21 protein-coding genes and 2 tRNA genes are annotated in these 26,040 nt (G+C 59.6%); 15 read left to right on the top strand and 8 right to left on the bottom strand.

The annotated features are described in order from the left end of the window. Positions 1-6: 6 nt before the first annotated feature. The 3 genes from JFU48_RS01005 (at position 7) to pdeM (ending at position 4,104) form a co-directional block, all read left to right on the top strand. On the top strand, positions 7-771 hold the full coding sequence (locus JFU48_RS01005) for an ABC transporter ATP-binding protein (protein ID WP_003222314.1): 765 nt from the start codon (positions 7-9) through the stop codon (positions 769-771). Positions 772-961: 190 nt separating this feature from the next. Next, entirely contained in the window at positions 962-3,451 is a 2,490-nt protein-coding gene (locus JFU48_RS01010) for a ligase-associated DNA damage response DEXH box helicase (protein ID WP_201135638.1), read from the top strand. After that, on the top strand, positions 3,448-4,104 hold the full coding sequence (gene pdeM / locus JFU48_RS01015) for a ligase-associated DNA damage response endonuclease PdeM (RefSeq protein ID WP_201135639.1): 657 nt from the start codon (positions 3,448-3,450) through the stop codon (positions 4,102-4,104). The genes JFU48_RS01010 and pdeM overlap by 4 nt, the downstream gene beginning before the upstream one ends. A gap of 46 nt (positions 4,105-4,150) precedes the next feature. Here the strand turns inward: pdeM and JFU48_RS01020 are convergent, their stop codons facing one another. Both JFU48_RS01020 and dcd read right to left on the bottom strand, forming a co-directional pair. Further along, the gene (locus JFU48_RS01020; RefSeq protein ID WP_003222309.1) at positions 4,151-4,357 is read right to left on the bottom strand and encodes a hypothetical protein; all 207 of its coding nucleotides are present in this window, start codon (positions 4,355-4,357) and stop codon (positions 4,151-4,153) included. Between the two features lie 103 nt (positions 4,358-4,460). Further along, a complete protein-coding gene (gene dcd / locus JFU48_RS01025) occupies positions 4,461-5,027 on the bottom strand; it encodes a dCTP deaminase (RefSeq protein ID WP_003222308.1) in 567 nt (188 codons plus the stop codon). A gap of 353 nt (positions 5,028-5,380) precedes the next feature. Between dcd and JFU48_RS01030 the strand changes: the two genes are divergently transcribed. Further along, the gene (locus JFU48_RS01030; protein ID WP_002554837.1) at positions 5,381-5,590 is read left to right on the top strand and encodes a cold-shock protein; all 210 of its coding nucleotides are present in this window, start codon (positions 5,381-5,383) and stop codon (positions 5,588-5,590) included. A 163-nt stretch (positions 5,591-5,753) separates the two neighbouring features. On the opposite strand, the gene JFU48_RS01035 is transcribed toward JFU48_RS01030, so the two are convergent. Continuing rightward, entirely contained in the window at positions 5,754-6,761 is a 1,008-nt protein-coding gene (locus JFU48_RS01035; protein WP_003222306.1) for a DUF481 domain-containing protein, read from the bottom strand. Positions 6,762-6,926: 165 nt separating this feature from the next. On the opposite strand from JFU48_RS01035, the gene JFU48_RS01040 reads away from it, so the two are divergent. The 4 genes from JFU48_RS01040 (at position 6,927) to JFU48_RS01055 (ending at position 11,699) form a co-directional block, all read left to right on the top strand. Then, entirely contained in the window at positions 6,927-7,280 is a 354-nt protein-coding gene (locus JFU48_RS01040; RefSeq protein WP_003222304.1) for an MGMT family protein, read from the top strand. Positions 7,281-7,323: 43 nt separating this feature from the next. Further along, positions 7,324-8,883, top strand: a complete 1,560-nt coding sequence (locus tag JFU48_RS01045; RefSeq protein ID WP_003222302.1) for an AmpG family muropeptide MFS transporter — start codon at positions 7,324-7,326, stop codon at positions 8,881-8,883. 129 nt (positions 8,884-9,012) lie between these two features. Beyond that, positions 9,013-10,728: a proline--tRNA ligase gene (locus JFU48_RS01050; RefSeq protein WP_201135640.1), complete on the top strand. Its 1,716-nt coding sequence runs from the start codon at positions 9,013-9,015 to the stop codon at positions 10,726-10,728. 17 nt (positions 10,729-10,745) lie between these two features. Further along, positions 10,746-11,699, top strand: coding sequence for a hypothetical protein (locus JFU48_RS01055; RefSeq protein ID WP_201135641.1), 954 nt, complete (start codon positions 10,746-10,748; stop codon positions 11,697-11,699). 119 nt (positions 11,700-11,818) lie between these two features. Here the strand turns inward: JFU48_RS01055 and dinB are convergent, their stop codons facing one another. Next, positions 11,819-12,880: a DNA polymerase IV gene (dinB, locus tag JFU48_RS01060; protein WP_003222295.1), complete on the bottom strand. Its 1,062-nt coding sequence runs from the start codon at positions 12,878-12,880 to the stop codon at positions 11,819-11,821. Positions 12,881-13,160: 280 nt separating this feature from the next. Between dinB and JFU48_RS01065 the strand changes: the two genes are divergently transcribed. The 5 genes from JFU48_RS01065 (at position 13,161) to JFU48_RS01085 (ending at position 19,061) form a co-directional block, all read left to right on the top strand. Beyond that, positions 13,161-13,237: transfer RNA gene (locus JFU48_RS01065), tRNA-Met, on the top strand. 99 nt (positions 13,238-13,336) lie between these two features. Then, positions 13,337-14,559 (top strand): IS3 family transposase gene (locus JFU48_RS01070; RefSeq protein WP_201135642.1). Its coding sequence is split into 2 segments (ribosomal slippage): positions 13,337-13,688 and positions 13,688-14,559, totalling 1,224 coding nucleotides; the frame shifts between segments, so codons are not numbered across the junction. Between the two features lie 214 nt (positions 14,560-14,773). Continuing rightward, positions 14,774-14,850, top strand: a tRNA-Met gene (locus JFU48_RS01075). A 279-nt stretch (positions 14,851-15,129) separates the two neighbouring features. Further along, positions 15,130-17,769 carry a bifunctional lysylphosphatidylglycerol flippase/synthetase MprF gene (gene mprF / locus JFU48_RS01080; protein ID WP_201135643.1) on the top strand — a complete coding sequence of 880 codons (2,640 nt, stop codon included), beginning with the start codon at positions 15,130-15,132 and terminating at the stop codon, positions 17,767-17,769. Further along, positions 17,769-19,061 (top strand): virulence factor family protein, encoded by a 1,293-nt coding sequence (locus tag JFU48_RS01085; protein ID WP_201135644.1) that lies wholly within the window; start codon positions 17,769-17,771, stop codon positions 19,059-19,061. Before mprF ends, JFU48_RS01085 begins: the two co-directional genes overlap by 1 nt. A gap of 106 nt (positions 19,062-19,167) precedes the next feature. On the opposite strand, the gene JFU48_RS01090 is transcribed toward JFU48_RS01085, so the two are convergent. From JFU48_RS01090 to JFU48_RS01100, 3 genes are read right to left on the bottom strand one after another with little or no spacing between them, the layout of a single operon-like run. Next, positions 19,168-19,839: a PP2C family protein-serine/threonine phosphatase gene (locus JFU48_RS01090; RefSeq protein ID WP_201135645.1), complete on the bottom strand. Its 672-nt coding sequence runs from the start codon at positions 19,837-19,839 to the stop codon at positions 19,168-19,170. Beyond that, positions 19,836-20,534: a hypothetical protein gene (locus JFU48_RS01095; protein ID WP_003222287.1), complete on the bottom strand. Its 699-nt coding sequence runs from the start codon at positions 20,532-20,534 to the stop codon at positions 19,836-19,838. Before JFU48_RS01095 ends, JFU48_RS01090 begins: the two co-directional genes overlap by 4 nt. Position 20,535: 1 nt before the next feature. Further along, positions 20,536-21,303 (bottom strand): hypothetical protein, encoded by a 768-nt coding sequence (locus tag JFU48_RS01100; protein ID WP_003222286.1) that lies wholly within the window; start codon positions 21,301-21,303, stop codon positions 20,536-20,538. A gap of 502 nt (positions 21,304-21,805) precedes the next feature. On the opposite strand from JFU48_RS01100, the gene JFU48_RS01105 reads away from it, so the two are divergent. Then, on the top strand, positions 21,806-22,132 hold the full coding sequence (locus JFU48_RS01105) for a DUF3077 domain-containing protein (protein ID WP_201135646.1): 327 nt from the start codon (positions 21,806-21,808) through the stop codon (positions 22,130-22,132). Between the two features lie 196 nt (positions 22,133-22,328). Here JFU48_RS01105 and JFU48_RS01110 read toward each other — a convergent pair whose 3' ends face one another. Further along, positions 22,329-24,170: a potassium transporter Kup gene (locus JFU48_RS01110; protein ID WP_400497827.1), complete on the bottom strand. Its 1,842-nt coding sequence runs from the start codon at positions 24,168-24,170 to the stop codon at positions 22,329-22,331. A gap of 350 nt (positions 24,171-24,520) precedes the next feature. Here JFU48_RS01110 and rimO point away from each other — a divergent pair, with 350 nt between their 5' ends. Continuing rightward, entirely contained in the window at positions 24,521-25,858 is a 1,338-nt protein-coding gene (gene rimO, locus JFU48_RS01115; RefSeq protein ID WP_003222282.1) for a 30S ribosomal protein S12 methylthiotransferase RimO, read from the top strand. Positions 25,859-26,040 lie beyond the last annotated feature (182 nt).

Consider the following 26,040-nt stretch of genomic DNA (forward strand, 5'->3'; position numbering starts at 1 on the left):
TGTCCCATGTACAAATTGACTGTTGAAGGTCTGCACAAAAGCTACGGCGACCATCAGGTACTCAAAGGCGTTTCGCTCAAGGCCAAAACCGGCGACGTGATCAGCCTGATCGGCGCCAGCGGCTCGGGCAAAAGCACCTTTTTGCGCTGCATCAACTTCCTCGAACAACCCAACGATGGCGCCATGAGCCTCGATGGCCAGGCGATCCGCATGGTCACCGACCGCCACGGCATGCACGTCGCCGACCCGAACGAGTTGCAACGCCTGCGCACGCGCCTGGCGATGGTGTTCCAGCATTTCAACCTGTGGAGCCACATGACCGTGCTGGAAAACATCACCATGGCCCCGCGCCGGGTGCTGGGTTGCAGCAAGCAGGAAGCCGAAGACCGCGCTCGCCGTTACCTGGACAAGGTCGGCCTGCCCGCACGGGTCGCCGATCAATACCCGGCGTTTCTCTCCGGCGGCCAGCAACAGCGGGTGGCGATTGCCCGGGCGCTGGCGATGGAACCGGAAGTGATGCTGTTCGACGAACCGACCTCGGCGCTCGACCCGGAGCTGGTGGGTGAGGTGTTGCGGGTCATTCAGGGTCTGGCTGAAGAAGGCCGGACGATGATCATGGTCACCCACGAAATGAGCTTTGCACGCAAGGTATCGAGTCAGGTGCTGTTTCTGCATCAAGGGCTGGTGGAAGAAGAAGGTGCGCCGGAAGACGTGTTGGGCAATCCGAAGAGTGAACGGCTGAAGCAGTTCCTCAGCGGTAACCTCAAGTAACGCCATCCACAATTCCCCTGTGGGAGCGGGCTTGCTCGCGAAAGCGGTGTGTCAGTCAAAACTGTTCTAACTGGCACACCGCTTTCGCGAGCAAGCCCGCTCCCACAGAGGTATGTGCTCGCACAAAATTAAACTTGTCCCTCAACGGCGCGGTCACTGAAGGAACACCTTCAGAGCGCAAGCCGCCGGTATGCCGACCTCCACCGACTTCGCAAAACTCTGGTTCAGCGCACGCGGCTGGAAGCCGTTCGCCTTTCAGAAAAACGTCTGGGCCGCCGTTAAAAAAGGTCAGTCAGGCCTGCTCCACGCCAGTACCGGCGCCGGTAAAACCTATGCGGTGTGGTTCGCTGCGCTCAACCGCTTCGCCCGTTTGGCCGCGCCCGCAGCCACCACCAGCAAACGCAAACCCCAGAGCGAACCACTGACCGTGCTGTGGATCACGCCGATGCGCGCCCTCGCTGCCGACACCGCCCGCGCGTTGCAAGCGCCGGTCAGCGATCTGCAGATCCCGTGGAGCATCGGCCTGCGCACCGGCGACACCAGCAGCGCCGAACGCGCACGTCAGGGCCGGCGCCTGCCGACCACGCTGATCACCACCCCGGAAAGCCTGACCCTGCTGCTCGCCCGTGCCGACGCCAAAACTGTCTTGTCGAGCCTGCGGATGATCGTCGTCGATGAATGGCACGAGCTGCTCGGCAACAAACGCGGCGTACAGCTGCAACTGGCCCTCGCCCGCCTGCGCCATTGGCAACCCGAGCTGATCGTCTGGGGCGTGTCCGCCACCCTCGGTAATCAAGCCCACGCCGAACAGGTGCTGATCCCACAGGGCGGTGGCATCAGCGTGCAAGGCCAGAGCGAAAAATCACTCAAGGTCGACACCTTGATCCCACCCGCCATCGAGCGTTTTCCCTGGGCCGGGCACATCGGTCTGAAGATGCTGCCGCAGGTTGTTGCCGAACTCGACGCCTGCGCTAGCAGCCTGGTGTTCACCAACACCCGCGCGCAGTCGGAAATCTGGTATCAGGCACTGCTCGACGCGCGACCGGACTGGGCCGGGTTGATCGCGCTGCACCACAGCTCACTGTCCCGCGAGACCCGCGACTGGGTCGAGCAAGCGTTGAAGGACGGAAAGTTGAAAGCCGTGGTCTGCACCTCGAGCCTGGATCTGGGCGTGGACTTTTTACCGGTGGAACGGGTGCTGCAGATCGGCTCGGCCAAAGGCGTGGCGCGACTGATGCAACGCGCCGGGCGCTCCGGTCATGCGCCGGGGCGCACCTCGCGAGTGACGCTGGTGCCGACCCACAGCCTGGAACTGATCGAAGCCGCCGCCGCAGGCGACGCGGTGGAGCAACGACACATCGAACCGCGTCTGTCGCCGCATAAACCGCTGGATGTGCTGGTGCAGCATCTGGTCAGCATGGCCCTCGGCGGTGGTTTTATTCCCGAAGAGCTGTACGAAGAAGTCCGTGGTGCCTGGGCCTATCGTGACCTGACGCTGGCGGATTGGGCCTGGGCGCTGGCTTTCGTACGTCACGGCGGGCTTTCTCTGACAGCCTATCCGGATTACCGCCGGGTCGAACCGGACGAACACGGCGTCTGGCGTGTCCCCGATGCGCGGTTGGCGCGCCGTCATCGCATGAGCATCGGCACCATCGTCAGCGACGCGAGCATCCATCTGAAATTCTGGAGCAAGGGCGGTGGCGGCAAGCAGTTGGGCAGTGTCGAGGAAGGCTTTATCGCGCGCCTGAAACCGGGTGACGGCTTTCTGTTCGCCGGGCGTTTGCTGGAATTGGTGCGCGTGGAAAACATGACCGCGTACGTCAAACGCAGCACCGCGAAAAAAGCCGCCGTGCCGCGCTGGAATGGCGGACGGATGCCGCTTTCCAACGAACTGGCCGCCGCCGTGGTCAGGCGCTTTACGGCGGCAGCGCGCGGGGAGTTCGCCGGCCCGGAAATGCAGGCGCTGCAACCATTGCTGCAAACCCAGGCGCGCTGGTCGGGCCTGCCTACCTCCGACAGCCTGTTGGCCGAAGTGCTGAAATCCCGCGAGGGCTGGCACCTTTTCCTCTACCCGTTTGCCGGGCGCCAGGTGCATCTGGGGCTCGCCAGCCTGTTGGCGTGGCGCGTGAGTCAGCGCCAGCCGCTGACGTTTTCGATTGCAGTGAATGATTACGGGCTGGAATTGCTCAGCGCCACGCCGGTCGATTGGTTCGGGCAACTCGATGCGGCGCTACTCAGCCCCGATCATCTGCTGCGCGACGTGCTGGCCAGCCTCAATGCCGGGGAGCTGGCGTTGCGGCGCTTCCGTGAAATCGCGCGGATCGCCGGGCTGGTGTTCGCCGGTTATCCCGGCGCGCCGAAAAGCACCCGTCAGGTGCAGGCCTCCAGCGGGTTGTTCTTTGAAGTGTTCAAGCAATACGACGCCGACAACCTGCTGCTTGCTCAGGCCGGGGAAGAAGTCCTACGCGAAGAACTGGATATTCGTCGTCTGGAACAGACACTGGAGCGGATCAACCGGATGAAACTGGACATGCACCTGATTAAAAGTCCTACACCGCTGGGCTTTCCATTACTGGTCGAGCGCATGCGCGAAAGCATGAGTTCGGAAAAACTCGCCGACCGTATCCGGCGCATGGTCGGCGATCTGGAAAAATCCGCGGACAAGGGTAAAACCTCATGAGCGCAGCTTATCCCGTGCGCCTGGCCGGTGAAGAACTCTGGTTGCTGCCGGAAAAGGCCCTGTACTGGCCGGCGCAGCAAGCGCTGCTGATCGCCGATGTGCATTTCGGCAAGGCTGCGGCCTACCGCACCCTCGGCCAGCCAGTGCCGCAGGGCACCACGGCGGCCAACATCGACGTGCTCGACCGCTTGCTGGCGAGACTGCCCTGCCGGCAGCTGATTTTCCTCGGTGACTTTCTGCACGGCCCCGGTTCGCATGCAGCGGGCACCCTGAATGCCTTGGCCGAATGGCGTGCACGTCACGCCGATCTGCCGATGACGCTGATTCGTGGCAATCACGACAAACGCGCCGGCGATCCGCCCCAATCGTTGAACATCCGGGTAGTGCCGGAGCCGCTGCTGCTCGGGCCGTTTGCCTTGCAGCACGAACCCGACCCGCATCCCGAACGCCATGTGCTGGCCGGGCACGTGCATCCGGTCTATCGGCTCAATGGCAAGGGGCGGCAGCGTTTACGGCTGGCGTGTTTCCGGCTGGGCGAACGTTTGAGTCTGCTGCCGGCGTTTGGCGCGTTTACCGGCGGCTTTCCGGTGGAGAAGGATGACGCCTGCAGGATTTTTGTCGTCGGTGATGACGAAATATGGCCAGTCAGCTGAGGTCTTGGGCAAACCTCAGCTGACTGGCCATTCATGGGGCAGTGACTCAGGCCACTGGCGCGGGTGGCGGCTCGTCCGGCAGCGTTGGCTCGCCCGGTTCGGTCGGTTGTTCGTTGGGGGTGTCGGGATCAGGCTGGCCGGGAATCCCGCCGGCCATGTTCAGCGGGTGTGCCAGCAGAGACCAGGCCAGTACGCCAACCTGATTGGGCTCAAGCCTTGCCAGTTCGGCGGTGATATGCGGATCGATCTTCATGGAACCCTCCTCGGCGAAGGCCCGCTTTGCCAGAAGCAAGAACGGGCAGTACACCCCATAGAGTGTCTGCCCGCCAAAGAATTCCCGCGAACTGCCGGATGGATCAGGTACGCGGCAGAGTCACGCCACGCTGGCCCTGATATTTACCGCCGCGATCCTTGTACGAAACTTCGCACTGCTCGTCGGATTCGAGGAACAGCATCTGCGCCACGCCTTCGTTGGCGTAGATTTTCGCCGGCAGGTTGGTGGTGTTGGAGAATTCCAGCGTCACGTGACCTTCCCACTCAGGCTCGAGCGGAGTGACGTTGACGATGATGCCGCAGCGCGCGTAGGTGCTTTTACCCAGGCAGATGGTCAATACGTTGCGCGGAATGCGGAAGTATTCGACGGTGCTGGCCAGGGCGAAGGAGTTCGGCGGAATGATGCAGACGTCGCTGTGAATGTCGACGAAGCTGCCGGCGTCGAAGTTCTTCGGATCGACGATCGCCGAATTGATGTTGGTGAACACCTTGAAATGGTTGGTGCAGCGCACATCGTAGCCGTAGCTCGACACACCGTAGGAAATCACACGGCTGTCGTCGCTGCCGCGCACCTGGCGCTCGACGAAAGGCTCGATCATGCCGTGTTCCTGCGCCATGCGGCGAATCCACTTGTCCGATTTGATGCTCATGGCGGGTGTCCTGAATAGCGAGGTGGAAAAAATCTGTCCGGCATCTTACCGGGCGCGCCGCCGTGTTCAAAGTCCACACTGAAATTCTCGCCGAACACGCTGGAAATACGGGTTCTGGCGACGAACTGTCACACCGCCGATCCCTAAAACAGAGAAACCTTCGCAAGAAACATTGGCACGTTCCGGAAAAAGGGTTAAGGTGGCGCCACTGTGTTGCTTGTGTCACTGAGAATCTCTACACGATATGTTGAATTTCGATCCAACCATCTACAAGAATTTTTCCTGCTCTTTGCACTCAGTCTCGGCCAGGGTTCTTCCTGAGTCGCAGTTATCTTTGTTCAAGGAGTTACACCATGTCTAATCGCCAAACCGGTACCGTTAAGTGGTTCAACGATGAAAAAGGCTTCGGCTTCATCACTCCACAATCCGGTGACGACCTGTTCGTTCACTTCAAAGCTATCCAATCCGACGGCTTCAAAAGCCTGAAAGAAGGCCAACAGGTTTCTTTCATCGCTACCCGCGGTCAGAAAGGCATGCAAGCTGAAGAAGTACAAGTTATCTAACTTGTAGCTTCTTTAGAAAAGAGCCCCGCCCTCAAAGCGGGGCTTTTTTGTGGGCGTGTGTTTTTCCACGCGCAAAAAAAGATCGCAGCCTGCGGCAGCTTCTACAGGATGAACACCATCCCCTTGTAGGCGCTGCCACAGGCTGCGATCTTTTGCTTGTGCTTTACCAGGCCACGCCAAACCCTGCGGTGTAGCGGGTCTTGTTCAAATCCGCGTCCTTGGTGCCGCTGATGATGTCGCGTTCAGCCTTGAGGTTGAGCGACGCCCAGTCGGTGACCTTGTAGCGCAGACCCATCTCGGCATCCAGCGCGTAGTTGGCTACGTCAGAGAGTGGCTTGCCCAGTTCGCCATTGGTGAAGAACTCGACTTTTTTGCCGATCAGGTAGCGGTTGTAATCCCACTTCATGGCGACCGAATAGAAGTTGTCCTTGCCGCCATCGCTGTATTCGTAATCGGTGCGGTTGAGCAACGAACCGAGCGAGAACGCGCCCAGCTCGTCGTCCCAGAACTGGTAGCCCGGACCCGTACCAACGACGCGCTGACGCGACAGTTCCTCAATATAGTCACGCTTGTAGTTCAGGCGACCCTGCCAGAACCACTTGTCGGTGAGGAAGCGGTCGAGTGCGTATTCGGCGCGCCAGTTATTGGTGGTGACCTGCTCGTCCTGCACTTCGCGGTTGTATTCGCCCTCGGCAGTGTGCCGCCAGCGGCCATGACGCGCGGTGGTCTTGAAGTCAATGTCGTAGTCGTCGGTATCCTTTTCCGCACGCTGATAATCCAGAGCCAGACCAACATTACCCTTCCACACCAGATCCTCGACCACCGGTTTCGGCTTGAGAATCTGCTGGATACTCGCCAGCTCCACGGTTTTCGGCGCCTCACCGTTGGCCAAGGTGACCTTGCCGTCATCGGCGGCGGTCAGCGACTTGGCTTTCTCACCGCTGTAGGCATCCTGCTTGACCAGCAGCTCCTGATCGCTTTGCAGGGTCTTGACCTCTTTCCAGTCGATGCTGACCGCCCCCGCATACTGGGTCTGGATCAGCAATTTGCCGCCGTCGAACAAGGAAATCTTACCGCTCAACTTGTCACCGTTCTTTAACCAGACGGTATCGGCAAGCAGCGGCGTGGAGGCACTGAAGACAGCAAGGCACAGCAAGGTTCTGGACAGCATAAGCGGATCGAGGGCTCAAGTTTGCGAAAAAAGGTCGGCATTATCCGTAGGAATAAGACCCTGACAAGGACTGACCGGGCGATTTCCATTGAGTTCATTTCTCATCTGCGCGCCGACGGATTACCCTTGACCCCATCCACCACCTCTTGTTCAGGAACGGCGCAGGTGAAAGAGCCACCCCATCCCGACGAAAGTCCGGCGCAAATCCGACGCACGGCGCTCTATTCGACACTTGCCCAAGTACCTGAGGGCAAAGTGGTCAGCTATGGTCAGTTGGCAGAACTCGCGGGGTTGGGGCGCGCCGCCCGCTGGGTCGGCCGGACCCTGAGCCAGCTACCCGCCGATACCAGGCTGCCGTGGCACCGGGTATTGGGCGCCGGCGGTCGGATCAGCCTGCCGCCGGGCAGCCCCTCGGGGGACGAACAACGGGCACGATTGCGTTCTGAGGGCGTCACCGTCCTGAACAATCGTGTGGATATTCAGCGCCATGGCTGGCGTCCGATAGAGCACAGCGGTTAGAGTGCGCGCTTTGTTTTCGCAATCTTGAGGCAGACTTCAGCCCATGCCCCGTAAAACCTGGCGCGCCGCGCTCGCCGCCTATGCCAGTCCTTCGACGCTCGTGCTGTTGTTGCTCGGTTTTGCTGCCGGCCTGCCGTACATGCTGGTGTTTTCGACGCTTTCCGTTTGGCTGCGTGAAGCCGGTGTTGCCCGTGAAACCATCGGCTACGCCAGCCTGATCGGCCTGGCCTACGCCTTCAAATGGGTGTGGTCACCGCTGCTCGACCAATGGCGCCTGCCTTTATTGGGCAAGCTTGGCCGCCGCCGTTCGTGGCTGGTGCTCTCGCAGACCCTGGTGATTCTGGGCCTGATCGGCATGGGCTTCTGTGATCCGCAGAAACACCTGTCCTGGCTGATCGCCATTGCCGTCATCGTCGCCTTCGCCTCCGCCACCCAAGACATCGCGGTCGACGCCTATCGCCTGGAAATCGCCGACGACAGCCGCCAGGCCGCGCTGGCTGCCAGTTACATGTCCGGCTATCGCGTCGCCGCCCTGCTCGCCACGGCGGGCGCGCTGTTCTTTGCCGAAGGCTTCGGCTCCACCGGTTTCAACTATCAACACTCGGCCTGGACCGGCACCTACGCCCTGTTCGGGGTATTGATGATCCCTGCCCTGCTGACCTCGCTGCTGATGCGCGAACCGCCAGTGCCACTGCGCACGCAGTTGCAGGCCGGCCGCTACAGTTTCGGGCATCAACTGGCCTCGGTATTCGTGCTGATCGTGTTGCTGGTGTCGGTTCCGGCGATGTTCACCCAGCTCTACAACACCGATTTCGCCGGCGTGCTGTTCGGCAATATGAGCCCGCTCGACCTGTTGCTCGAAGATCGCGCCTTTCTGCGCGCCATCCTCTACACCCTGCTCACCGGCCTGTGCCTGTCGACCATGGGCCGTCGCGGCCTGGCGCCGGTGCTGACCCCGGTCAACGACTTCATCCTGCGCTACCGCTGGCAGGCATTGCTGTTGCTCGGGCTGATCGCCACTTACCGGATGTCCGACACGGTGATGGGCGTGATGGCCAACGTGTTCTATATCGACCAGGGCTTCACCAAGGATCAGATCGCCAGCGTCAGCAAGATCTTCGGCCTGATCATGACCCTCCTCGGCGCCGGGATGGGCGGTCTGCTGATCGTGCGCTTCGGCATCCTGCCGATCCTGTTCATTGGCGGCGCAGCTTCGGCGGCAACCAACCTGCTGTTCGTGATGCTGGCTGACATGGGCCCGAACCTGCAGATGCTGGTGGTGACCATCTCCCTCGACAACTTCAGTTCGGGGATGGCGACCTCAGCCTTCGTCGCCTACCTGTCGAGTCTGACCAACCTGAAGTTCTCGGCCACCCAGTACGCCCTGCTCAGCTCGATCATGCTGTTGCTGCCGCGCCTGATCGGCGGTTATTCCGGGGTAATGGTCGAGAAGTTCGGCTACCACAACTTCTTCATGATCACGGCGCTGCTCGGCGTGCCGACCCTGGTGCTGATCGCCCTGCACTGGTTTCAGGAAAACCGCCGCGAAGGCCCGACACCAACGCCCGAGCCTGTGCCGACCAGCGTGGTCGAAGAGTCGTAGGACAATTCAGATACGGCGGGAGGATTCCCGCCGTTGAGCCTCACCGCCGAGCGCAATCCTGTACGTCGGCAAATCTCGCCGGTACACTGCTCCGTCATTTCCAGTCATAGCAACCGACAACGGCCAACCATGCGCACCAGTCAATTTTTGCTCGCCACACAGAAAGAAACGCCTTCCGATGCGGTCGTCGTCAGCCATCAGCTGATGCTGCGCGCCGGCATGATCCGCAAACTCGCTTCGGGCCTGTACACCTGGCTGCCGATGGGCTTGCGGGTAATGCGCAAGGTTGAAGCCATCGTTCGCGAAGAAATGAACGCTGCCGGTTCTCTTGAAGTGTTGATGCCGAGCACCCAACCGGCCGAGTTGTGGCAGGAATCGGGGCGCTGGGAAGAATACGGCCCTGAGCTGCTGCGCATCAAAGACCGCCACGGTCGCGACTTCTGCGCGGGCCCGACCCACGAAGAAGTGATCACCGATCTGATGCGCAACGAGTTGAGCAGCTACAAGCAGCTGCCGATCAACCTGTACCAGATCCAGACCAAATTCCGTGACGAAATCCGCCCACGCTTCGGTTTGATGCGCGGCCGCGAATTCATCATGAAGGACGCCTACTCGTTCCACGCCGATCAGGCTTCGCTGCAGATCACCTATGACCGCATGCATCAGGCGTACTGCAACGTGTTCACCCGTCTGGGTCTGAAATTCCGTCCGGTTGAAGCCGACAACGGTTCGATCGGTGGCGCTGGTTCCCACGAATTCCACGTACTGGCCGAGTCCGGCGAAGACGATATCGTCTTCAGCAACGGCTCCGACTACGCCGCGAACATCGAGAAGGCCGAGGCTGTGCCACGCGAAACCTCGCGTCCAGCACCGACCGAAGAGCTGCGCCTGGTCGACACCCCAGATACCAAGACCATTGCCGCCCTGGTGGAAAAATTCAATCTGCCGATTGAAAAGACCATCAAGACCCTGATCGTCCACGCCGAAGAGCCAGGCAAGCTGATTGCCCTGGTCATCCGTGGCGACCACGAGCTCAACGAAATCAAGGCCGCCCAGCAGCCGGGCGTTGCCAGCCCGCTGGTCATGGCTTCCGATGCCGAACTGCGTGACGCCATTGGCGCCGGCGCCGGTTCGCTCGGCCCGCTGAACCTGCCACTGCCAATCATCATCGACCGCTCGGTCGAACTGATGAGCGACTTCGGTATCGGCGCGAACATCGACGACAAGCACTACTTCGGCGTGAACTGGGAACGCGATCTGCCGGTTCCAACCGTTGCCGACCTGCGTAACGTCGTGGCCGGTGACCCAAGCCCGGACGGCAAAGGCACCCTGGAAATCAAGCGCGGCATCGAAGTCGGGCACATCTTCCAGCTGGGCAACAAGTACAGCAAGGCGATGAAGTGCGAAGTGCTGGGCGAGAACGGCAAACCGGTGACCCTGGAAATGGGTTGCTACGGTATCGGCGTATCCCGCGTGGTGGCTGCTGCCATCGAGCAGAACAACGACGACAAAGGCATCATCTGGAGCGACACCCTGGCGCCGTTCCAGATCGCCCTGGTACCGCTGCGTTATGAAACCGAGCAGGTGCGCGAAGCCACTGACAAGCTGTACGCAGAACTGACTGCGGCCGGTTTCGAAGTGCTGCTGGACGATCGCGACAAGAAAACCAGCCCGGGCATCAAGTTCGCGGACATGGAGCTGATCGGCATTCCACACCGGATCGTGGTCAGCGACCGCGGTCTCGCCGAAGGCAACCTGGAATACAAGAGCCGCACCGAGGCCGAAGCGCAAGCGCTGCCGGTTGCCGATGTGCTGTCCTTCCTTCAGGCCCGTATCCGCCGCTGAATCCAGATAGAGACCTCATGTTCAAGCGAAACACCCTGGGCCTCGGTGGCGCCGCCTTATGCGGCGCCCTGCTGGTCAGCGGCTGCGCCAATCACATGTCACAGCGCAGCGAGCACGAAGAGCGGGTCGAGCGTAAATTGCTCGATCACAGCCTGCAGATCGACGTCGGTGAGCCCAAGGTGCTCGAACTGCCGCAACGCCGCGTGAAGATCAGCGAACAGAAGACCTTCGAGGTCACCGAGTTCGAGGTCACGCGGCATTACGATCGCTATACGCCTTACCAGCCCTGGCGGAAAATCTACGAGATTCCGCTGGGTGCGGTTGCGCTGGTGGGGGGTATCGGCGCCAACGTGGGCAACGTTTTCGCACTCGGCAACCTGCCGGACAGCATGACCAGGGACTGGTTGAGCTACGGTCTGGACGGCCTCAACCCGGCCATGAACATGCAATCCCATGGTCGCGCGCAACAGAACCTGGCCAGTATCGATGAAGTCCAGCGCGACAAGCGCATGGAGTATTCGAGCCTGCCGTGGAGCGAGCGTCCAGTGCAGGTCAAGGCTGGCAAGCAGACATTCGACATGACCACCGACCGCAACGGTGTGCTGCGCCTGAACCTGCTGGACAGTCCGTTCGCCGAAAATGACCTGAATCATATCGGCAAGCTGCAGATCAGCGTTGAAGACGGCAAGGATGACGTGCACAGCGATTCATCCCTGGCCATCAGCAGCCATTTGCGCAGCAAGTTGCTCGAAGCCCATGGTTTGATTTACGACGATCTGGAAGACGACGAAGTGAGCCAGTGGGTCCACCGGGTCAAGCGTCTGTCGGAGCTGGGTCTGGAAGAGGAAGCCAGCGAGCTGGAGCAAAGCCTGATCGAACTGACGCGCAACGATCCTGAGTTACAGGCCGAGTTTCTCAAGTCGCTGACCAAGGATGCCGGGCGTCTGGTGGCGGATCCGGGACCGAATTAAGGCTGAAAAGCTTCGCGAGCAAGCCCGCTCCCACAGTTGATCGAGTTCCTTCAGATGGAATGCAATCAAATGTGGGAGCGGGCTTGCTCGCGAAAGCGGCATCAGCAACACCGCAGCAATTAGCGCTCAAACAACTCCATCTGCTCAAACCCACCCCGCAAATCCTCCAGCCTGACCCCCACCCCCAACAACCGCACCGGTTTCCCGCCCCGGTTGAACGCCTGCGTCAGCATCAACTGATAACTGCCCAGATCGCGCCCTGCCCCGGCTTGCTCCAGCGTGGTCTGGGTAAAGTCATGGAACTTCACTTTGACGAACGGCTTGCCCGGGCGATAGCTGCTGTCGATCCGCTCCATGCGGGTTTTCAGGGTTTCCAGCAGCTCCGGCAATTTGTCCAGGCAACTGCGCAGATCGGGTAGATCAACGTCGTAGGTGTTTTCCACGCTGATTGACTGACGGCGACTGTCGTTGTGCACCAACCGGTCATCGATCCCACGGGCCAGACTCCACAGTCGCTCACCGAAACTGCCGAATTCGCGCACCAGCGCCAACTTGTCCCACTCACGCAGTTGCAGGCAGTCGACGATGCCGAGCTTGCCCAGCTTGTCGGCGGTAACTTTGCCGACGCCGTGCAACTTGCTCACCGGCAGACCACTGACAAAATCCTCGACCTGATCCGGGGTAATCACGAACAACCCGTTGGGCTTCTTCCAGTCACTGGCGATTTTCGCCAGGAACTTGTTCGGCGCCACGCCCGCAGACACGGTGATGTGCAACTGATTGGAGACCCGGCGACGAATGTCCTGGGCAATTCGCGTGGCGCTGCCGCCAAAATGCGCGCTGTCGGAGACGTCGAGGTAGGCCTCGTCCAGCGACAGCGGTTCGATCAGGTCGGTGTAATCGCGAAAGATCGTATGAATTTCCTTGGAAGCTTCGCGATAGGCGTCCATGCGCGGCTTGACGATGGTCAGGTCGGGGCACAGCTTCAAGGCATGTCCGGATGACATCGCCGAACGCACGCCATACGCCCGTGCTTCATAGTTACAGGTAGCAATCACTCCGCGCCGATCCGCCGACCCGCCCACCGCCAGCGGCTTGCCTGCCAGGTTCGGGTCGTCGCGCATCTCGATGGCGGCGTAGAAACAGTCGCAGTCGACGTGGATGATTTTTCGTTGGGTCATGACAGAAAAGGAAACCTGGCGAGCCGGATCCCCAGTATCTCACTGACACCTGTATATAGCACCAGTAGTCTGAATGTTCTTTTCAGGCTGTAGGAAAACGACCATGAATTTATATTCTCAATCGAAAATCTCCTGCCGATAGAGCTGAAAGCCTTGCCCCACCTGCCCTGCGCACCCTTCGCCGGCCCTGTAAAAAGCGCTAACCGATTGAACAAGAACAGATTTATCTGAATTCAAGGTTGACAGACCGGCGTTCCTCTGTAGAATGCCGACACACAGACGCGGGATGGAGCAGTCTGGTAGCTCGTCGGGCTCATAACCCGAAGGTCGTCGGTTCAAATCCGGCTCCCGCAACCAAACATCAAAAAAGGCTACTCGAAAGAGTGGCCTTTTTTGTGCCTGTTGTCGCGTCCTGAATAAGGTTTACACCTTCTGACCAATCTTCAGGAGGATTCAATGGATACCGGAAAAAGGCGGAGCCAGCGCGATTACACGCTAGCTTTTAAATTGTCAGTCGTAGATCAAGTCGAAAAAGGCGAGTTGAGTTATAAAGAGGCTCAACGGCGCTTTGGCATTCAAGGCCGGTCCACGGTACTGGTTTGGTTACGCAAGCATGGCCGACAGGACTGGAGCCAAGGCGCCTCAATCCGAGCGCCGCGGAGCAGGCCGATGACCGACCCCAACCTCCCGCTGACACCCGAACAGCGGATCAAAGAGCTTGAAGAACAGTTGGCGCTGAGCAATCAGAAGGCCCAGTTCTTTGAAGCTGTCGTGAACGTCTTGAAAAATGATTACGGTGTGTCCATCGTAAAAAAGCGACCCGGCAAGTCCTCTCGCAAGGGCAAATCCAAGACCTGAGCATTACCAGGGCTTGCCTGTTTATGGGCATTTCGCGCCAAGCGTATTACAAGCGCAACCGAGCCTTTGACGCGAGAGTTTGCCAAGACCAGCAGGTGGTGGAATTCGTTCTGGAAAAGCGTCGCCGCCAGCCGAGGCTTGGGACGCGCAAACTGCACCACCTGATGGCAATTGAAGCCGCAGCGGCGTTACGTGTCGGTCGAGACCGCCTGTTTTCCATCTTGCGAGAGGCGCGAGAGCTGGTTCCTCGCAAACGCGCTTATCATAAAACCACGCATAGTCATCATCGCTTCCGCCGTCACCCCAACCTACTCAAAGCTGGCCCGGAACAAGTTGTAGCCAGCAGACCTGAGCAGGTTTGGGTCGCAGACATTACCTATCTCCCAACGCGGGAAAGTGTCGCTTACGTTAGCCTGATAACAGACGCGTACTCACGCAAAATCGTGGGTCATCATGTGCACAGCAGCCTGCATACGGAGTCGGTGGTCAGGGCGCTGCAGAAGGCTGTTAGTCAGCGAAAATCCAATCAACCGCTCATTCATCATTCAGATCGCGGAGCCCAGTATTGCTCCGATTTATACCAACGGATGCATACCCGGCATGGAATCAGGTGCTCAATGACTGACGGTTATGATTGCTATCAGAACGCTATGGCGGAGAGGGTAAATGGGATTTTGAAGACTGAGTTTTTGCTGCATCGCCCCAAAGACCTGGCGGATGCAGTGAAAATGGTGGATGAATCGGTGCAAATCTACAACCGGGAGCGGCCGCACTTATCCCTGAAATACAAAACGCCCGATGCGGTGCATCGGGCGTTTTGAGACTGAAACAGGTGTAAACCTATTTCAGGACTAGACATGTCTGTTTTTCAGACCGGCCTCCACATCACGCACATCCGGGCGAACAGGAATTCGTTGCATTTCCGAAACTTACCGCACCACTGCGACCGTTTGACGCAAATTCACACTTATTTGACCCTTTACGGGATTAGCGGTTGACACCTCGCCGTTCGCCTGTAGAATGCCGCCACACAGACGCGGGATGGAGCAGTCTGGTAGCTCGTCGGGCTCATAACCCGAAGGTCGTCGGTTCAAATCCGGCTCCCGCAACCAAACATCAAAAAAGGCTGCTCGAAAGAGTGGCCTTTTTTGTATCTGTGGAAAAAGTCCTTTCGCAACAATGATCTGTCACGCTGCAGTGAAACACTCAGGATCGTCAGACCCGCCGAGTTGCGACTATGCTTGAGTCGCAGGCAAGACGTCTGCAATCCATGACCCGCCCTCGCCGATACCCGATGAGAGGCGTAGTATTTTGTGATTATTTTTTTCTACAGGGATTGGTAACTTGGCTGGATACCTCCATCCTGTCGCGCACAATCCAAGAGGTGATTGATGCGCGCCAACTCGTCTGATCCACAAGACACCGTCACAGCAGACCATCCGATCAAGCCCGAGCGCCTGCGCTTGCTGGATCGTTTGAGCAAATACCGCCAGCCTATCGGTCTGGCGGTCACATTGCTGTTGTTTGCCATTGCGCTGATTGCCTGTCGCCATCTGCTGAGCGAACTCGATCTCTACGCGCTGCATGACTCGATCCTGGCCGTGCCGAAACCTGCTCTGCTCGGGGCATTGGGTGCGACGGTGATCGGCTTCATTATATTGCTGGGCTATGAATGGTCAGCGAGCCGCTATGCCGGCGTGACGCTGCCACCGCGCACGCTGGCGCTGGGCGGCTTCACTGCGTTTGCAATTGGCAACGCCATCGGCCTGTCGCTGCTGTCCGGCGGCTCGGTGCGCTACCGTTTATATGCGCGCCATGGTCTGGGGGCATCAGAAGTCGCCCACATGACGCTGTTCGCCAGCCTGTCGCTGGGCTGCGCCCTGCCACCGCTGGCGGCTCTCGCAACCCTCAGCGACCTGCCTTCCGCTTCCGCCGCCCTGGGCCTGTCAGAGCGCCTGCTTGGCACGATTGCCATGGTGGTGCTGGGTCTGGGCGCGATTCTGGCGATCGGCATCTACCGCCGGCGCCTGCCGGAGCAACCGTACCGCGATAACCTGCTGGTCAGGGCTGGGCGCCGGACGTTGCGCCTGCCGGGCCGCCGCCTGACCTTCCTGCAACTGATCATCACCGCCCTCGACGTCGCCGCAGCAGCCACCGTGCTTTATCTGCTGCTGCCGGAAGCCCCGCCATTCGGCGCCTTCCTGCTGGTGTACCTGCTGGCCCTGGCCGCCGGCGTCCTCAGCCATGTGCCGGGGGGCGTCGGGGTCTTCGAGGCGATCCTGCTCGCCGCGTTCGCCGACACACTCGGCGCCGCGCCACTGGCCGCCGCCCTGCTGCTCTACCGCCTGATCTATGTCGTGCTGCCGCTGCTGGTGGCCTGCCTGTTCTTGCTGATCAACGAAGGCCAGCGCCTGTTTCAGACCCAGACCATGCGCGCAGCGTCCGGTCTGGCGGCGCCCATTCTGGCGGTGCTGGTGTTCCTGTCCGGCGTGGTGCTGCTGTTTTCCGGCGCGACCCCGGAGATCGACACCCGTCTCGAACACATCGGTTTTCTGATCCCGCATCGTCTGGTCGACGCCTCGCACTTCGGCGCCAGTCTGATCGGCGTGCTGTGCCTGTTGCTCGCCCAGGGCCTGCGTCGTCGGCTGTCTGCCGCGTGGATGCTGACCACCATTCTGTTGCTGGTCGGCGCCCTGCTCTCGCTGCTCAAAGGCTTCGACTGGGAAGAAGCCACGCTGATGACACTCACCGCTGCGTTGCTGGGGGTGTTCCGCCGTTCGTTCTATCGTCCGAGCCGCCTGACCGAGCTACCGTTCTCGCCGCTGTATCTGGTGGCCAGCCTCTGCGTGCTGGGGGCTTCGACCTGGCTGCTGCTGTTCGCCTATCAGGACGTGCCTTACAGCCATCAACTGTGGTGGCAGTTCACCCTCGACGCTGACGCGCCGCGCGGCCTGCGCTCGCTGCTCGGTGCTGCCGTACTGTTGCTGGTGATCGCCCTGACCTGGCTGCTGCGCACCGCGCGCCCGGTGATTCACCTGCCGACACCGGATGAACTGGAACGCGCCTCGAAGATCCTCATGGCCTCGTCGCAACCCGATGGCGGCCTGGCACTGACCGGTGACAAGGCACTGCTGTTTCACCCCAACGACGAGGCGTTCCTGATGTACGCCCGCCGTGGCCGCAGCCTCGTGGCGCTGTACGACCCGATCGGCCCCGGCCAGCAGCGTGCCGAAATGATCTGGCAGTTCCGCGACCTGTGCGACATCCATCACACCCGTCCGGTGTTCTATCAGGTACGTGCCGAGAACCTGCCGTACTACATGGACATCGGCCTGACCGCGATCAAGCTCGGCGAAGAAGCCCGGGTCGATCTGCATCGCTTTGACCTGGAAGCCAAGGGCAAAGAGATGAAGGACCTGCGCTACACCTGGAACCGTGGGACCCGCGACGGTCTGTCGCTGGAAATCCACGAGCCGGGCCAGGCGCCGATGGACGAGTTGAAAGTGATTTCCGATGCGTGGCTGACCGGCAAGAACGTGCGCGAGAAAGGCTTCTCCCTCGGTCGGTTCAGCGACGATTACCTGAAGCATTTCCGCATTGCGGTGATTCGCTTCGAAGGCCGCCCGGTGGCGTTCGCCAACCTGCTCGAGACTTACAGCCATGACCTGGCCAGTCTCGATCTGATGCGCTCGCACCCGGACGCCCCCAAGCTGACCATGGAATTCCTGATGGTCGGTTTGATTCAACACTATAAGAGTCACGGATACGCGCGCTTCAGCCTGGGCATGGTGCCGTTGTCGGGGTTGCAACCCCGGCGTGGTGCACCGCTGACCCAGCGTCTGGGCTCGATGGTCTTCCGCCGTGGTGAGCAGTTGTACAACTTCCAAGGCTTGCGCCGCTTCAAAGACAAGTTCCAGCCTGACTGGGAACCCCGTTATATGGCAGTGCCCGCCGGACTCGATCCGCTGGTGGCGCTGGCCGATACTGCTGCCCTGATCGCGGGCGGCTTGACTGGATTGGTGAAACGCTGATGATTCAACGCTCCCTGAAGTACATCCTGGCCGCACTGATCGTGCTGGCCGTGATTGCCGGCGGCGGTTACTGGTACCTCAAACGCCCGGCACCGCAATCGACTCTGCAACCGCTGACTGCCGCCGACGGCACGGTCATGACCCGCGTCGTTCCCGGCACCCAGCCCAAGGCTCAGGTGCTGGTAGCGGTCAATGACGACCAGAAGCTGACCGACAACCAACTGAGCACCCTGAGCCGCAGCGCCTCGGCGCAAATCGTTCAGGTGATTCTGCCCAAGGACTGCCTGCAACAGAGCCGCGCGCTGCAAACCGGCCTGCGCGAACTGAATGGCCCGGCCACGCTGGTCAGCGGTATCGGCCCGGGCGCCGTGCTGGCCTGGCGCTGGCTGTCCGAGCAGAAGGACGACAAGGCCCAGGCCATCTCGGTTGACCTGGCCCTGGAAAAACCCGGCTGCACCCACCTGCTGCCGAAATCTGCGGCCCACGGCCATTGGCTGGTGGCATGGAACGACAACCCGGACGACACCAGCGCCGGTTTCGTGCGCGATCAACCGAACGCCGAAACCAGCATCAGCGACTACGACATCAATCTGCCGCAAGTGCTGAACAACGAGCTGCGCAAGATCCTCGTCGGCGGCGACAAGGACAACGGCGGTCTGGCGATTCCGGTGGTTGAAGTGCCGGCCGGTCAAGCCAAAGACACCGTGACCCTGTTCCTTTCCGGTGATGGCGGCTGGCGCGACCTCGACCGCGATGTGGCCGGCGAGATGGCCAAGATTGGCTATCCCGTCGTCGGCATCGACACCCTGCGCTACTACTGGCAGCACAAGAGCCCGGAGCAAAGCGCCCTGGACCTGACCGAACTGATGCAGCACTACCGTCAGAAATGGGGCACCAAGCGCTTCATCCTGACCGGTTATTCGTTCGGTGCCGACGTCCTGCCGGCGATCTACAACCGCCTGCCGGACACCGAGCAGCAGCGCGTAGACGCCATCATCCTGCTGGCCTTCGCCCGTACCGGCAGCTTCGAAATCGAAGTCGAAGGCTGGCTCGGCAACGCCGGCAAAGAAGCCGCCACCGGCCCGGAAATGGCCAAGCTGCCAGCGACCAAAGTAGTGTGCATCTACGGCGCCGAAGAAACCGACGAAAGCGGCTGCACCGACAAGACTGCAGTCGGCGAAGCGGTGAAACTGCCCGGCGGCCACCACTTCGACGAGAACTACCCGGCGCTGGCCAAGCGTCTGGTGGACCTGATCGAGAAGCGTCAGAGCAAGGATCAGCCGACAGAGTGATCTGAAGCGCTCCAACGAAAAGCCCCCGCAACCTCACGGTTGCGGGGGCTTTTTTACGCAAACTTGCAGCACTTCCTGCCAGTCGAAACTTCTATCGATACCGAGACTAAAGCTGAACATCTATCCACGTGATGTCATCTTCTACATCGATACAGCTGCCATCCGGCGCTGTTAGCAAGTAGCTTTGCTGTAACTCGGTTAGCTCCGCCCAAAAGCCATCGGTTGCAAATACCAGTCGTTCTCTTAGGGTCAATGAATGAAACACAAAGTCAGGGTTCGGTGCGCGACTCGCCTTCAAGCATCGAGTCACCCGGTTTCGAGCCGGATCTTGCGCCAGCTCGGAGTGGGAACGGTCGCGCCTCCAGTTAGCCTTACAGTGGGGCGACGTAATCCATTCGATCGCTCCTGCTGGCGTCACAACACCGCACGAACAATCACCCTCATACGCAAGCGTGAGTTTCCCATGAGCAGCGACACCCACCACATAACAAGTGGCGCCTGTGTGACTTGCAAACAAAACGGGGTGGAGGTCGGCCAGTATAGAAAGCAGTACCTGTTCAACAGCTTCGCACTCAGTGATATCGAGGCCGTGATCAAAGTGTTTTGACCAGACCTCTAAAACATCTTTCGCAAAGGACTCAGCCAACTGGCCACTGCCAACCCTCGATGTACCGTCCGTGATAACAAATACGCCGTTTTCTCCATCACAGAGCGCTCCAGCAAAGTCATGGTTGGTTCTCCTGGCTCGCCCTGCTACCGATCTGACGTGGTATTTCATGCGCTGCCCAGTTCTTTCATGCGCCCATGAATGATTTGCCCTCTTCCCGGATTGGCCTGTACCGAGCCCGAGCTTTCAATCACATAGTCAATGCCACTGAGAACCCTGAGTGCTCGAACTCCATTCGTGATGAATTCTTTGAGCTCGGATTCTGCCTGCCGAACCTCTTCTAAAAGCTCTGGACGTCCATCAATCAAGATAATGATGTCTTCGACGTCTTTATGGTATGGATCGCCACCGCCACGACCACTGAAGGCTTCCAGTTTTGTCGCGAGAAAATAGGTCGGTTTGAATATCTGGATGACGGTACCGCTGGGCAACGTAAATTTATTGGCCCGCGCCAGCCCCTCTACAAACCAGCGGTTGGCATATCCGAGAACCTCGGGATCAGAAGGCATCACGTCAACGACGATGTCGTTGAAGCGGAAACGACAGTTCACTTCATCCTCGCCAGTAATCTTGAAATTCCTGGCCGCCAACCGTTCGGTAAGCTGCTGCCAGGCGCCAATGCCTGCTAGCTCGATCACCAGGTCAACATCATCGGTGAAGCGAATGTCGTCCAGCACAACAGCATCAGTTACCAGCATGGCTGTGGTGCAACCTCCGACAAAGGCAACCTCCGCGAGAAACGCCTCTCCCAAACCCTCAGCAACAAACTCTATAAGCTCGTAGTTGTGATCAGCGTTGGATGACATGTTATTTCAGTCCCATCCCTGCTTTTAGAATGTCGACTGCAACACCACACTCTCGCGGACCTCCAAGGCGGATTGCATCAGCAAGCGCAAGATAGTGGTAAAGGGTCCTGTCCCGCTTCACCGCTTCCGGCACTGTCTTGTAGAGCGGCTCTATCGCCTGTCCACGCTCCGCTCCAAGTGCATCTGGCCAAACCGGAATCAGTCCGCCAGCACTTTTGATGCTTTTGGACAGTGCCGGTGCTGCAAAACCCGTCGGGATGCCGCGAACCATTGCCCCGGGCTTTACAGGGAAAAAGTATTTCAGAGCGTGCTCGGTGATGTTTAGCAACTGCCGCCGGTTAACTTTTGGAAGTCCGGTGTCATAGTCATTGGTGAGCAGCCCGGACACACGACACCTGGCGATGGAATTTGAAACTTCGCTCTTGCTTAGCCCAAGTGAAGCAGACAACGCACGCAACGAGTAACCTTCACTCCAGCTTGCCAGTGGCGGAACAGCTACCGGCTCCGACCACCCTTCCCACCCCGCCTCATCGTCCAAGGGCGAATCGAAATCCTGTCGGCGGAATACAGTATCTTCACCGTCGGTGGAGTAGGTGACCAATGGTTGCCCCACCCGACCGCCCGCCGTCATTTGACTGACCACGTAGGGCTTCAACAACTCCTCGACTCTGTTCGAATTTGACTCCGACTCCATTACCCCAAGGAGGTTTTCCTCCTGAGCGTGAAGGCTGGTCATCTTGAACAAAAGCAAAATGTCTTGACTCTTCATGAAGCTTAAAACTCCACTCGTCCACAATCCATAAAACGTGGACACTTGTCTCATTCAAAATATCCGATCGTCAAGCCCTTTATTCGACCCTCCTCCTGTGGCGCCAACTCAAGAATCCACCGCCCCCGAGATTGCTCGCCACCTTAATTCCGGTTACCGGTGTCGCAATATCAGATGACGTCCGCATACCTTGTAGGCAAACTCCTAATCTCGTGCTTGGGCACTTTGCCGCTCTGTTGCGCTTTTTTTCGACGGGATACTCTCCAGAGGTCGCTGACCAATTCAGTGATCGGGTGTGGTAACCCGGCTAAGCAAAGTGCAACAACGCTCCCAACACGACTCAGGTGTTTTTACGTCTGCAATTCCGAGTCATGGCGGCTGTGCGTGGGAGACCTTCGGGTCTGCCGGTTTCTTTGCTCTCCCGGTTTACCACCCTGCGTACAGCTGCCACCCATTCGTGTGGTAACGAATGCGGCAGCTCCTCGTTTTATGGAGCGAAACAATGAGCAAACAAAGTCCTTCATCACCTTCGGACCTCACAACCGTCGGCTTTACCTCTTTCCTCTACAACTCGGATCTGGCGCTATTCAACGTCCGCTCCGGTGTCCCCGTCATTGATGCACTGTCGCAAGCTTCCGATCTGCTATTCCTCGCCAAATCCTTCGCTGAGGACGCTGCCTTCATCAAAGACACCGACCGCCATGCCTGGGCTGCGCATTACCTGACGGTGATGGGCAAAGCCTTGATTGATGACGTGATCCAAGCGCTGATGCCGCGACCTGCGCGGATGAAGACCGAATCTGAAGAAGAATTGCCTGAAAGCCACTGACACCACAGAATCCTTGTGGGAGCGAGCTTGCTCGCGAATGCGGTGGATCAGCCACCACATGTCTCGACTGACATTCGGCCTTCGCGAGCAAGCTCGCTCCCACAGGGGATTTGCAGTGGGTTAGAGGTTTATGTGAAGCACAAAAAAGCCCCCGCCAGCTACAAGGCTGACGGGGGCTTTTCAGTTGGGGCGTGGCCTACATCTCGACCTGCGTCCCCAACTCAATCACCCGGTTCAGCGGCAGATTGAAGAAGCGCAAATTGCCGTTGGCATTCTTCAACATGAATGCGAACAGCGCCTCGCGCCAGCGGGCCATGCCTTCGAGTTTCGAGGCGATCACCGTTTCGCGGCTGAGGAAGTAGGTGGTGCGCATCGGGCTGAAGTCCAGATCATCCAGATGGCACAGTTTCAGCGCCTGCGGCACGTCCGGCTCGTCGGTGAAGCCGAAGTGCAGGATCACCCGGAAGAAGCCTTCGCCGTAGGAGTCCACCTCAAAGCGGCGTGCCGGCGGCACGCGCGGGATGTCTTCGTAGACCACGGTCAGCAGCACCACTTGCTCGTGCAACACCTGGTTGTGCAGCAGGTTGTGCAACAGGGCGTGCGGCACGGCGTCGGAGCGCGCGGTGAGGAACACCGCGGTGCCCTGCACACGGTGCGGTGGTTGTACACGGATGCTGCTGATGAAGATCGGCAGCGGCAGCGCGCCTTCGTCGAGGCGATCGACCAACAGCTCCTTGCCGCGTTTCCAGGTGGTCATCAGGATGAACAACACGATCCCCGCCAGCACCGGGAAGGCACCGCCCTGAATGATCTTCGGCACGTTGGCCGCGAAAAACATGCCATCGACCAGCAGGAAACCAAGCAGAATCGGCACGGCCAGCAGCGGCGGCCATTTCCACAGCAGCAGGATCACCGCTGCCACCAGAATACTGGTGATCAGCATGGTGCCCGTCACTGCCACGCCGTAGGCAGACGCCAATGCGCCGGAAGACTCGAAACCGATCACCAGCAGGATCACGCCGACCATCAGCGCCCAGTTCACCGCACCGATGTAAATCTGCCCCTGTTCAGCACTGGACGTGTGCTGAATGTGCATGCGCGGGATGTAACCGAGCTGGATGGCCTGCCGGGTCAACGAGAACGCGCCGGAAATCACCGCTTGCGAAGCAATCACCGTGGCCAGGGTCGCCAGCACCACCAGCGGTACCAGTGCCCAGTTCGGCGCCAGCAGGTAGAACGGGTTACGCGCCGCTTCCGGGTTTTCCAGGAGCAATGCGCCCTGACCGAAGTAGTTCAGCACCAACGCCGGCAGCACCAGCACCAGCCAGGCACGGGCAATCGGCTTGCGCCCGAAGTGGCCCATGTCGGCATACAGGGCTTCAGCACCGGTCAGCGCCAGCACCACCGCACCGAGAATCGCCACACCCATGCCCGGGTGAACCATGAAGAAACGCACGCCCCAGATCGGGTTCAGTGCATTCAAGACTTCAGGGTGCCTGACGATCCCGCTGACACCCAGCCCACCCAGCACCAGGAACCACACGACCATCACCGGGCCAAACAGCTTGCCGATGCGATCGGTGCCGTGTTTCTGGATCAGGAACAGCGCGACCAGGACCACCAGTGCCATCGGCACCACCCAGCGCTCCAGGCCATCGAACGCCAACTCCAGACCTTCAACCGCAGACAACACGGAGATGGCCGGGGTGATCATGCTGTCGCCGTAAAACAGCGCGGCACCGATCAACCCCAGAATCACCAGCACGGCCTGCAACCTGGGATAGCGGCTGGATGCACGTCGCGCCAGGGCGGTCAGCGCCATGATCCCCCCCTCACCCTGGTTGTCGGCCCGCAGGACGAACAACACGTACTTGATCGTCACGACCCAGATCAGCGACCAGAAAATCAACGCCAGAATCCCGAAGACTCCGTCGTGGTTGACCGGCACCCCATAGTGACCGGCAAAAACTTCTTTGAGGGTGTACAACGGGCTCGTGCCGATGTCGCCGTAAACCACCCCGACTGCCGCGACCAGCATGCTCAGCGGTTTTGCAGCCGAATGCTCGGCGCCCGCCGCCTGACTACTTGCCTGACCCATCCAACACTCCTACTTCTCAGAACCGGCTTCTTTGAATGAAGCACTATGCTTTGTGGTGCAGCATGCGCTGTTTTACCTGTTGTTACAGACGTTTTGTTGACTGTAAAAAATTGGTAAAGCTCAACGGCGCGAAGCATAGCGCAGCACTCGTCGTATTTCCCTGCATAAAGCTGGTCAAGTGCGTTGCTCATCGCTAGAATTGCGCACTTTTTGATCAGAGGCGCACTTCAAGCGCCCGTCCGTCAGCTTCCACACCAGGCAAGCGACGTCACAAAACACCGAGGTTAGACATGTCCACCACTCCTGCGCCGGCCAATCCAAAGGTTGGCTTCGTATCTCTGGGTTGCCCGAAAGCACTGGTCGACTCCGAGCGCATCCTGACCCAGCTGCGCATGGAAGGCTATGACGTGGTGTCCACCTATCAGGACGCCGACGTGGTGGTGGTCAACACCTGCGGCTTCATCGACTCGGCCAAGGCTGAGTCGCTGGAAGTGATCGGTGAAGCGATCAAGGAAAACGGCAAGGTGATCGTCACCGGTTGCATGGGCGTGGAAGAAGGCAATATCCGCGACGTACACCCGAGTGTGCTGGCCGTGACTGGTCCGCAGCAATACGAGCAAGTGGTCAACGCCGTGCACGAAGTGGTGCCACCGCGTCAAGATCACAACCCGCTGATCGACCTGGTGCCGCCGCAAGGCATCAAGCTCACTCCGCGTCACTACGCCTACCTGAAGATTTCCGAAGGCTGCAACCACAGCTGCAGCTTCTGCATCATCCCGTCGATGCGCGGCAAACTGGTCAGCCGTCCGGTGGGTGATGTACTCGACGAAGCCCAGCGTCTGGTCAAATCCGGCGTCAAAGAGCTGCTGGTGATCTCGCAAGACACCAGCGCCTACGGCGTCGACGTGAAATACCGCACCGGTTTCTGGAACGGCGCGCCGGTGAAAACCCGCATGACCGAACTCTGCGAAGCGCTGAGCACCTTGGGCGTGTGGGTCCGTCTGCACTACGTTTACCCGTACCCGCACGTCGACGAGCTGATCCCGCTGATGGCCGCCGGCAAGATCCTGCCGTACCTGGACATCCCGTTCCAGCACGCCAGCCCGAAAGTGCTGAAGGCGATGAAACGCCCGGCGTTCGAAGACAAGACCCTGGCGCGGATCAAGAACTGGCGCGAAATCTGCCCGGACCTGATCATCCGTTCGACCTTCATCGTCGGCTTCCCGGGCGAAACCGAGGAAGACTTCCAGTACCTGCTGAACTGGCTGACCGAAGCCCAGCTCGACCGCGTCGGCTGCTTCCAGTACTCGCCGGTCGATGGCGCGCCCGCCAATGACCTGGACCTGGAAGTGGTGCCGGACGACGTCAAACAAGACCGTTGGGAGCGCTTCATGGCGCACCAGCAGGCGATCAGCTCGGCGCGCCTGCAAATGCGCATCGGCCGCGAGATCGAAGTGCTGGTGGACGAAGTCGACGAGCAAGGCGCCGTCGGCCGCTGCTTCTTCGATGCCCCGGAAATCGACGGCAACGTATTCATCGACAACGGCAGCAATCTCAAGCCGGGCGACAAGGTCTGGTGCAAGGTGACGGACGCTGACGAATACGACCTGTGGGCTGAGCAGATCTAAGCACCACAAAATACTTGTGGGAGCGGGCTTGCTCGCGAAGGCGGTGTATCAGTCATTGGATATGTCGACCGATACACTGCTTTCGCGAGCAAGCCCGCTCCCACAGGGGATAGTCGTGTCATCAAAAGCCTCGCTCTTTTTTACGAGATGCGGGGCTTTTTTACGGCTATCGTTTACCGGGG

It is taken from the genome of Pseudomonas sp. TH49, assembly GCF_016650625.1.
Lineage (GTDB): Bacteria > Pseudomonadota > Gammaproteobacteria > Pseudomonadales > Pseudomonadaceae > Aquipseudomonas > Aquipseudomonas fluorescens_H.